Here is a 9,923-nt window from a genome sequence, read left to right as displayed (position 1 = left end):
GAGCAGGCCCGGTTGGCGGCGGCGCCGCCGACGCACACGCCGCTCGCGGGCGCGACGGCCGCCGGGGCCGCCTCCGACCAGGTGCCGACGACGGCGGCAGCGACGACCGCGCAGGTCAGGCAGGTGGCACCGGGCGGGGCGCACCCGGTGCCGGCACCCAAGCCGCTGCCCGCCCCGCCCCCGCCGGCCGCGGCTCGCGTGGCCGCACCCTCGCTCCCGCTCGCTCCGGAGGGCGGCCTGACGGAGGAGGGCGCGCGCGACCTCGCCGCGTCGATCGACAGGATGCCGACCCGCGACCCGGGCGCGGCGGTGACGCCCGGCCCGGCGCCGAGCCTCGCGCTCGCGGGCGAGGCCGACCCCGCGCAGGTCCGGGCGCAGCAGGCCCACCTCGCGGAGGGTGCCGCGCACGCCCACGCGGAGGGCGCCCGGGACGCGGCCGAGCCGATGGGGGAGGACGCGGTCCGCCCGACGGTGCCCGTCGAGACGATCGAGGCCGACGTCGGTGCGGGCGGCGGTGCCGCGGGTGGAGCGGGACCCGCGACGGCAGGCGGCGCAGCCGGGGGAGGTGGGGCCGCAGGAGGCGCAGCCGGGACCGAGGCGGGTGACGACGCCGCCGTCGACGCGGTCGTCGAGGAGCAGCAGGGGCCTGCCGTGCGGGCGGCCGCGACCGCCGGCGCCGCGCAGATGACGACCGTCAAGCAGCAGCACGCCGAGCAGGAGACCGCGCGCCGCGAGCAGGCGACGCAGGAGGTCGCGGCCCTCGAGGCCGAGCACGCGCAGGCCGAGCAGTCCCAGCGCGCGAGCCTCAAGGCCGACGTGGCGAACCAGCGGACCCAGTGGAAGGGCGAGCAGGCGACCCTCGTCGCGGGCGCCGACGCGGAGGCCCGGACCGTGACGGCCGGTGCCGCCGAGACCGTCACGTCGGAGCAGGGCCGCGCGCAGACCGAGGCCGCCCAGGCGCACGCGGCCGGTGCCCAGGAGGCCGAGGAGGCCCGGCAGGCCGGGGAGCGGGAGGCCGCCGAGAAGCGGGCCGAGGCGAAGAAGGAGAGCGGCGGGGGCGGGTTCTTCGGATGGGTCGCGTCGAAGGCGACCGCGCTGTTCGACAAGGTCAAGGCGGGCATCTCCGCGGCGTTCGAGAAGGCCCGGCAGGCGGTCCGCGCGGCCGTCGAGAAGGCGCAGCAGCTCGCCACGGCGATCATCGAGAAGGCCCGGCAGGCCGTCGTCGCCGCGATCAAGCTCGCGGGCTCGGCCCTCACGGCGATCGGCGATCGGCTCCTCGCGGCGTTCCCCGCGTTGCGCGAGCGGTTCCGCAACGCCATCCGCGCGGCCGTCCAGCGCGCCGAGGCCGCCGTCAACCGGCTGGCCGAGGGCCTGAAGAACGGTGTCAAGGCGGCGCTCGGGTTGCTCGGGCGGGCGCTCACCGCGCTGCTGTCCGGGCTCGAAGCCGGCCTCAAGGCCGTCGTCAGCGCGGTCGCGGCGACCGTCAACGCCGCGATCAACGCGGCCCGTGCGGCCCTCGCGGCCATCGGGGCGTTCCTGGCGGTCGCGAAGGACGTCGCGGCGAACCCGGGCGCGTGGCTGCGCAACCTCGGTGCGGCGATCGTCGACGGCATCAGGAACCACCTGTGGAAGGCCCTGAAGACGGCCGTCCAGACGTGGTTCAACAACAAGGTCGAGCAGGTGCTCGGGCTCGGCCGGGCCGTCTGGAACCTGCTCACCAAGGGCGGCATCTCGATCGCGAAGATCGGCGCGATGGCGTGGGAGGGCCTCAAGGCGGCGATCCCGCCGGCGCTCATCGGGCTGCTCGTCGAGAAGCTCGTGTCGATGATCGTGCCGGCCGCGGGCGCGGTCCTGGCGATCGTCCAGGGCCTGCAGGCCGCGTGGGGGACGGTCAGCCAGATCCTGCAGGCGATGGACAAGTTCATCGCGTTCCTGCGCGCCGTGAAGTCGGGCCAGGGCGGCCCGGCGTTCGCGGACGTCGTCGCGGCCGCGGCGATCACGGTCGTCGACTTCGTCTCGAACTGGCTGCTCGCCCGCCTCGCGAAGGGGGCGAGCAAGGTCGCCGGCAAGATCCGCGAGATCGCCAAGAAGATCGGGGCGGCGCTCAAGAAGGTCGTGAAGAAGGTCGGCGGCGCGCTCAAGAAGCTCGGCAAGAAGATCGGCGACAAGCTCAAGGGCGCTCGCGACAAGTTCAAGGCGTGGCGCGAGCGCAGGGCCCAGAAGAAGGCCGCCAAGAAGGACCCGGCCGCCGACCAGCGCAAGAAGCAGGAGCGGCTCGACACGGCCGTCGCCGCGATCCGCCCGGCCGTCGCCCGGCTGCTCGCCAAGGGTGTCTCGACGATCCGCCTCAAGGCGCAGCTGCTGTGGTGGAAGACGCGGTACCGCCTCACGTCGCTCACGCTCGAGAACGGCACGATCGTCGCGACCGTCAACCCCAAGGCCGACGTCGCGCAGGCCGTCAAGATCGTCGGCTCCGAGCTGCAGCGGATCCTCGCGGAGGTCGGCGACGAGCTCATGCGGGAGGCCGCCGAACGCGGCGAGGTCGCGCAGATCGCCCAGGACCGCGCGGCGGGCAAGGGCGCCGTCACGGAGTCGAGGAGGCCCGGCACCGCGCCGAAGAACCTGCGCGAGGCGCAGTCGCCTGCAGCCGAGTCGGCGTCGATCGCGGGGGCGCACGGCGGCGTCCCGCGCGAACCGGGGCAGAAGGAGAGCATCGAGGTCGCGCCGGGCGTCTGGGTCCGCGAGGACCAGGTCCGGCACGCGCGATCCGGTCAGACGTCCCCGGGCCTCATCCACACGCTGTTCGGCGGCAACCGCAGCGGCCGGTACCGGGCCAAGATGCAGCAGGACGTCGAGAAGCTCGGCGGCCCGGAGAAGCTCGACGCGCTCCAGGCCCTGCGCGACCTCAAGCGCGCGGGCATGGACGACGCCGCGATCCGCGACTCGATGTTCGCGATCATGCGCGGCGAGCGCCCGGACCACCCCGCGCTCACCGCGGAGACCGTGCTGGGGCCGAAGGGCAGGGAGACGCGCGAGAGCAAGGCGGCGAAGAAGGCGGTCGACGACCGGCTCGTGGTCCTCGCGGCGACCACGCGCCTCGTCGGCACGGTCGAGCCCGGGCGCCACCCGGCGGCGCACGCCACGACGTTCATGGCGCTGGCCACCGCCGGCGAGGGATCCTCGATCGAGGACGCCGTGACCCGCATGAACCCGATGGCGCCCACGGACGCCGTCTCGCAGGCCACGGCGTCCCGCGTCCCGGAGGAGGTCCGCAAGGCGTCCGAGGAGCGCGACGCCCGCAAGCACGTGAAGCGTGAGGTCGAGGTGACCAAGGCGTACATCAAGATGCTCATGGCGACGGAGCAGGTCGTGTTCTCGTCGACCGCCGAGTGCGTCGCGTGGATCCGGCGCAGCTTCAAGGACCACCTGCTGGGCCGCCTGCGGGCGCTCAACTGGCCGAACGGATAGGTGCGATGACGGACGAGAGGTTCCTGACGCCGCGGTACGACGTGTCCTGGGACGACATCGGCGACGAGGTCGAGCGGCTCGGCGGCACCCGGGTGACCGACGAGGACGACGCCGTCGAGTGGCAGCTCGACGGCGCGCGCGTGCGGCTGTTCGAGGACTCGGCGCTGCACGTCGACCAGCTCGGCGTCACGGGGGAGCGGCGCGACGACGTCGCGGACGCGCTCGCGCGGGCGGTGCCGGTGCACGGGCCCGAGGACGTGCCGGGCCTGTTCGACGGGGCGGAGGGGATCGGCGACCTCGAGCACGCGCTCGGCGTCCTCGCGTCGCTCGCGACGAGCGAGCCGGACCCGATGCTCGTCGAGGTGCTCCGCCGGGGCCTCGCGCACGAGGACCCGGACGTGCGGCACGCCGCCCTCGTCGCGGCGAGCGTGCCGGCGTGGGCGGTCGTGCGCGACGACGTCGAGCGGCTGACGCACGACGAGGACGCGGACGTGCGGGCGATGGCACCGATCGTCCTGCGGACGCTCGGCCCCGCGTGACCGCACGCCCGGGGACGGCGAAGGGCTGAGCGGCGCGACGGTGCGCCGCTCAGCCCCGGTGCCGCGTCCGCCTCAGATGAGCCCCTCGCGCAACGCGTACGCCACGGCGTGCGACCGGTTGCGCAGCTGCAGCCGCGTCGTCACGTCGTGCAGCACGTTCTTCACGGTCCGCTCGGAGTAGGCGAGCTCGCGCGCGATCTCCGAGGTGTCGTACCCGTCGGCGATCAGCTTGAGCACCTCGATCTCGCGCGACGCGAGGCCCGTGAACGTCAACCCCCGCGGCCGCAGCACCTGCCGCTGCAGGGTGCCCACCTGGTCGAGGAGCCGGCCCAGCAGGTCGGGCGGCACGCTGCCCTCACCGGTCGCGGCGCCGCAGATCACCCGGACCAGCCGGTCGGGCGTCGCCTCGCTGCGCCGCACGAGCCCGAGCACGCCCGCCTCGACGGCCGTCACCACGTCGCCGTCCTCGAGCCGGCCGGCCACGAGGACCGCCTGGCTCGGCGTCTGCCTTCGGACCATCCGCACGAGTCGCAGCGCGTCGTCGTCGACCGCGTCCGCGACCACGACCGCGACCTGCGAGGACTCCGCCTCGTCGTGCCCCAGCACCCGCACCTCCGGCCGCGGCCGCAGCGCGCTGACGACGCCTGCCTCCGAGATCGGGTCCCGTGCGCTCACCCACACCGCCACGCGTTCCATGACTGCCCCCTGCCCCCTGACGTCCGGCCACCCCGGATGCTCGTCCGGACAGCGTGCAGGGGCGCACTGATCGTGCAGTCAACATCGACTCAACGGGCAGCGCCGTTGCCCGTTCGGCCCGTCCGCGGGCCGTCGTCCCGCGCGGTGCCGCGCCGTACGGTCACGAGCATGACGACGACGGCCAAGCTGGACTCGCCCCGGGTGGAGCTCTCCCCCGGGACGGAGGCGGTGGTGCCGCTGCACATCAGGAACACGGGGACCACGGTCGAGGGCTACCGGATCGAGGTGCTCGGGGTTCCCGCGGCGTGGACCACGATCGAGCCCGCGGTGATCGACGGGCTGTACCCGGACACGTCCACGACCGCGACCATCCGGTTCGCGCCGCCGCGGTCCGCCACGGTGCCGGCCGGCCCGCTCGACTTCGGCATCCGCGTGATCCCGTTCGAGCACGTCGACGAGACCGTGATCCCCGAGGGCGTCGTCGAGGTGCTGCCGTTCCTCGACACGACGGCCGAGCTGCTGCCCCGCACGTCGCACGGCCGCCGGGGGGCCAAGCACCGGGTCGCGTTCGACAATCGCGGCAACGTTCCCGTGACGGTCACGCTGCAGGCGGCCGACGAGCAGAACTCCCTCGACTACCGGATCAACCCGCAGCTGCTGACCGTCGGGCCCGGCGAGGCCGCGTTCGCCGACGTGCGCGTCAAGCCGGCGCGGAGCATCTGGCGCGGGCCGGACGTCACGCACCCGTTCGTCGTCACCGCCGCCGCGGAGAACACCACCCCGGTGCTGCTCGACGGCGCGCACGTGCAGACGTCGATCATCCCGAAGTGGTTCTTCAAGGCCCTGCTCGCGCTGCTGGCCCTCCTGGCGCTGCTCGCGCTGCTGTGGTTCACGCTGCTCAAGCCCGTCATCGCGTCGGCCGCGAAGTCGTCCGTCGAGGACGAGGTCGCGCAGGCCAACGAGGCCGCGGCCGCGGCGCAGAAGGCGGCCACCGACGCGCAGGCGGGCTCCGCGCAGGCCGCCCAGGCGGCGGCCGCCGCGCAGGAGCAGACGGCCAAGGTCGAGGACCTCACCAAGAACCTGCCGATCACGCCGACCGAGCTGTTCACGCCGACGCTGTCGCGGCTCTCGGTCACGAACGTGGCGCCGGGCACGTCGAAGAACGACGAGTTCGTGGTGCCGACCGGCAACACGCTGCGCGTGACCGACCTGGTGCTCAACAACCCGCAGGGCGACTTCGGCACGATGACGCTGTCGAGCGTGCCCGCGGGGGGCGGCACGCCGGTGACGCTCATCGAGGTGGCGCTCGAGAACTTCCGCGACAACGACTACCACTTCCAGACGCCCATCGTGGTGCCCGGCGACGACGCGCTGCGGATCACGGTCGCCTGCCGGACCGTCGGGACGCCGCCGGACGGCACACCGCCGCCGACGGCCTGCAACGACGCGCTCGTCTTCAGCGGCACCCTCGTGGTCCCGGCCCCGCCGGCGACCCCCTGACGGGTCGACGACCATGCCGATGGGACCGGCGCTGCGCGTGGGCGACACGGCGCTGTGCCCGCTGTTCGACGGGCCGAAGCCGCACGTGGGCGGGCCCATCACGCCGGCGGCGGCCGTCATGACGGTGCTCATCGGCGGTCAGCCGGCGGCCGTCGCGAACAACATCCCCGGCGGGATCCCGTGCGTGTCGCCCGCCCCGAACGGGATCGCGATGGGCAGCCTGACGGTGCTCATCGGCAACTTCCCGGCCGCGCGGCTCGCCGACCTGAGCATGCACGGCACACCGATCGCCCCCGGGCCGGGCTGCCCGACGGTCATCATCGGCGGCTGACGGCCCCTCGCGCCCCGCGGCCACCCTCATCCCACCCTCATCCCGCCCCCACCCCGCCCCCACCCCGCGCCCGCCGCCGAGTTCGTCGGTTGTGGTCGAGTTCGGGGGTTGCAGCCCCCGAACTCGACTGGAAGCCACGAACTGGCCGGCTGTCAGGAGGTCGGGGCCGGGTGTTGCTCATCCGTACCGACGGTGCGACGATGCCAACTAACCAGTTGGTTGTCGTCAGGAGCCGTCATGTACGCCGTCCCGTCCCAGCACGGCCGCACGTTCGTCGTCACCGGTGCCAACAGCGGCACCGGCCGCGCCGCGGCCGAGCAGCTCGCCGCCGCCGGTGCCCGCGTGGTCCTCGCCGTCCGAAACGTGGAGAAGGGCGAGAAGGCGCTCGCCGAGATCCGCGCCGCGCACCCCGAGGCCGACCTCGAGGTCCGGGCGCTCGACCTCGCCGACCTCGCGTCCGTCCGCCGCTTCGCCGACGCGCTCACCGCCGACCTCGACCACCTCGACGTGCTGGTCAACAACGCGGGCGTCATGGTCCCGCCCACCCGGTTCGAGACCGTCGACGGCTTCGAGCTGCAGATGGGCACCAACTTCCTCGGCCCGTTCGCGCTCACCAACCAGCTGCTCCCGCTGCTGCTGGCGGCCCCCGAGCCGCGCGTCGCGACGATGAGCAGCGGCGTCGCGAACTGGGCGCGGATCCGGTTCGACGACCTGCTGTGGACCCGCCGCTACCGGCCGTGGCGGGCGTACGGGCAGTCCAAGCTCGCCGACCTGCACCTCGCCCGGCACCTCGCGCGCGTGTCCGACGAGCGCGGCTGGCCGCTGCTCAGCACCGCCGCGCACCCCGGCTTCACGCGGACGAACCTGCAGACCGCGGGCGCGTCGCTCGGCCGGGACACGCCACGCCGCTCGGTCTTCACGGGACACTCGGTGATGCCGTCGATGCTGCCGCCCGAGGGGGCCGGGTCGATCCTGCTGGCGGCGACCAGCCCGCTCGCCGCGCAGGGCGGGTACTACGGCCCGACGGGTCGGCTCGGCCTCGTCGGGGAGCCGGGACCCGTGCGGCTCAACCGGCGGATGCGTGACACGGCGACGGCGGCCCGGCTGTGGGCCGTCGCGCAGGACCTCACCGGCACCGCGCTGCCCGCATGATCGGCTTCGCCGACGGGTCGACGCCCGCGCGGATCCTCGCCGCGGCCGCCGACGAGTTCGCCGAGCGCGGGCTCGCCGGGGCCCGCGTCGACCGGATCGCCGAGCGGGCGTCCGCCAACAAGCAGCGCCTGTACGCCTACTTCACGAGCAAGGACCTGCTGTTCGACGCGGTGGTCGAGCACCGCATCGACCAGTTCGTCGACGCCGTGCCGTTCGACGCCGACGACCTGCCCGGCTACGCCGTCCGGCTGCTCGACTTCAACCTCGAGCACCCGGAGCTCGTCCGGCTGCTGCTGTGGCACACGCTCGAGCGGCCCGGGGTGCTCGAGCGGCTGCCGGAGTGGGGCAGGGCCACGACCGCGAAGGTCGGGGCGCTGCAGGCGTCGCTCGACCGCCGGGGCACGGCGGACGTCTCCGCCGAGCGGCTGCTCACGCAGGTGCTCGGCCTGGTGCACGGCCTGCTGCTCGTGCCCGGAGCCGCCCAGGGGGCCGTGCGCGAGGACCTCGCGGCGGCGGTGCGCACGCTCGTCGGGGACTGAGCCCGCGGGCCGGCGTCGGCCAGCACGTCGGGAATCGAGAAGCCCGGCGTCAGTGGTCGGTGGGAGTGTGCAAGGGCAGACCGCGAGCAGCCCGTGCGCCATGTCCCGAGGAGGTCGTCCCATGCCCCACGCCCTGCAGCAACGCGTCGCCGGACCGGTGCTGACTCCGTCCGACGACGGCTACGACGACGAGGTCGCCACGTTCTCCACGACGCTCGGCCACCGCCCCGACGTGGTCGTCGGGGCCACGAGCGTGCAGGACGTCGTCGAGGCCGTGCGGTACGCCCGTGAGAACGGCCTGCACGTCGCCGCGCTCGCCACGGGTCACGGCGGTCCGCCCGTGCGGTCCGGGGTGCTCGTCGGCACTCGGCGGCTCGCCGGCGTCGACGTCGACGACGCCACAGGGGTCGCGACGATCGGCGCGGGTGCCCGCTGGGGTGACGTCGTCGCGGCGGCCGCACCGTTCGGGCTGGCGCCGATCGCGGGGTCGTCGGCGACGGTCGGCGTCGTCGGCTTCCTGCTGGGCGGCGGGCTCGGGCCGTTCGCGCGCAGCCACGGGTTCAGCTCCGACCACCTCGTGTCGGTCACGGTCGTCACCGGGAAGGGCGAGGTCGTCGAGGCGAGCCAGGACGACCACCCCGACCTGTTCTGGGCCCTGCGCGGCGGCAAGTGGGGGCTCGGGATCGTCACGGCGGTGCGGCTCAGGCTCGCGCGCATGCCCGAGCTGTACGCCGGCTCGTTGTTCTTCGACCGGGAGCACATCGAGACGGTGCTGCGCGGGTGGCTCGCGTGGACGGCCGACGCCGACGCGCAGACCACCACGAGCGCGGTCGTGGTCCGGTTCCCGCCGCTCGACGTGGTCCCGCCGCCGCTGCGGGGCCGCACCGCGCTCGGCCTGCGGGTCGCCCGGCCCGGCGACGCCGCGACGGGGGAGCAGGTCGCGGCACCGCTGCGGGCCCTCGCGCCCGTGCTGCTCGACGGCCTCGGACCGCTGCCGCTCGACCAGGTGGCGCGCATCCACAACGACCCCGACCGGCCGGGTCCGAGCTGGACGGGCGGCGGGCTCCTGACCCACGCCGACGACGACCTCGCGACCGTGTGGCTCGACCGGGTCGGTCCGGACGCGGACCATCCGTTCGTGGCCGTCGAGCTGAGGCACGTCGCGGGCGCCACCGCGCAGGACGTCCCGGGCGGGTCGGCCGTGTCGGGTCGTGGCGCCGGCTTCACGTTCGCGCTCGTCGGGCTCGACCCGTCGACGTTCGCCGACCTCCCCGACGTGGGCTGGGCGCTGCTGGACGCCCTCGCGCCGTGGGTCGCCGACGAGCTCAACCCCAACTTCGGCGGCGGCCTCGGTCCGCCGCGCTGGTCGGAGGCGACGCGCGCGCGGCTCGACGAGGTGCGCCGCACGTACGACCTGGACGGCGTGCTCTGACGCCGGGCGGCTCCGTGAGGAGGAAGGGTGAAGGCTTGCCCGTACCGCCCACGGGCGACGGCCGATCCTGGCACGCTCGCGGGGTGTCCTGGCTGATGACCAGGGCAAGGAATCGGGTCGCGCCGACCACGGCCGTCGCGCCACGATGCGTTCGCCCGAGCGGCGCGAGCACACGCGCCGCAGTGGGGCATCCCCGGCCGACGAGGGCCGGGCACGAGAGGACATGATGACGTTCGCAAGCCGTCGCCCCCGAGGTCAGGGGCACG

7 protein-coding genes and 1 pseudogene are annotated in these 9,923 nt (G+C 74.6%); 7 read left to right on the top strand and 1 reads right to left on the bottom strand.

The features are described 5' to 3' along the window. Together J7523_RS08465 and J7523_RS08460 are read left to right on the top strand one after the other, a co-directional pair. Nucleotides 1-3,468: pseudogene (locus J7523_RS08465) on the top strand (hypothetical protein); the annotation flags it as partial. A 5-nt stretch (nt 3,469-3,473) separates the two neighbouring features. After that, nucleotides 3,474-4,007: a hypothetical protein gene (locus J7523_RS08460; RefSeq protein ID WP_291884841.1), complete on the top strand. Its 534-nt coding sequence runs from the start codon at nt 3,474-3,476 to the stop codon at nt 4,005-4,007. A gap of 72 nt (nt 4,008-4,079) precedes the next feature. On the opposite strand, the gene J7523_RS08455 is transcribed toward J7523_RS08460, so the two are convergent. Further along, on the bottom strand, nt 4,080-4,703 hold the full coding sequence (locus J7523_RS08455; RefSeq protein ID WP_291884838.1) for a response regulator transcription factor: 624 nt from the start codon (nt 4,701-4,703) through the stop codon (nt 4,080-4,082). Between the two features lie 168 nt (nt 4,704-4,871). Between J7523_RS08455 and J7523_RS08450 the strand changes: the two genes are divergently transcribed. From J7523_RS08450 to J7523_RS08430, 5 genes are all read left to right on the top strand, one after another. Then, nucleotides 4,872-6,203 (top strand): hypothetical protein, encoded by a 1,332-nt coding sequence (locus tag J7523_RS08450; protein ID WP_291884835.1) that lies wholly within the window; start codon nt 4,872-4,874, stop codon nt 6,201-6,203. Between the two features lie 13 nt (nt 6,204-6,216). Next, nucleotides 6,217-6,534, top strand: coding sequence for a PAAR domain-containing protein (locus J7523_RS08445; protein ID WP_291884833.1), 318 nt, complete (start codon nt 6,217-6,219; stop codon nt 6,532-6,534). A 237-nt stretch (nt 6,535-6,771) separates the two neighbouring features. Beyond that, nucleotides 6,772-7,686: an SDR family oxidoreductase gene (locus J7523_RS08440; protein WP_291884830.1), complete on the top strand. Its 915-nt coding sequence runs from the start codon at nt 6,772-6,774 to the stop codon at nt 7,684-7,686. Next, nucleotides 7,683-8,225 carry a TetR family transcriptional regulator gene (locus tag J7523_RS08435; protein WP_291884827.1) on the top strand — a complete coding sequence of 181 codons (543 nt, stop codon included), beginning with the start codon at nt 7,683-7,685 and terminating at the stop codon, nt 8,223-8,225. The genes J7523_RS08440 and J7523_RS08435 overlap by 4 nt, the downstream gene beginning before the upstream one ends. A gap of 121 nt (nt 8,226-8,346) precedes the next feature. Next, nucleotides 8,347-9,657 carry an FAD-binding oxidoreductase gene (locus J7523_RS08430; protein ID WP_291884824.1) on the top strand — a complete coding sequence of 437 codons (1,311 nt, stop codon included), beginning with the start codon at nt 8,347-8,349 and terminating at the stop codon, nt 9,655-9,657. The last annotated feature ends 266 nt before the right edge of the window (nt 9,658-9,923 follow it).

This window comes from Cellulomonas sp. (genome assembly GCF_017744555.1).
Classification (GTDB): Bacteria; Actinomycetota; Actinomycetes; order Actinomycetales; family Cellulomonadaceae; genus Cellulomonas.
The sequence above is the reverse complement of the archived record's forward strand: the minus strand, read 5'-3'. Positions and strand labels throughout refer to the sequence as shown.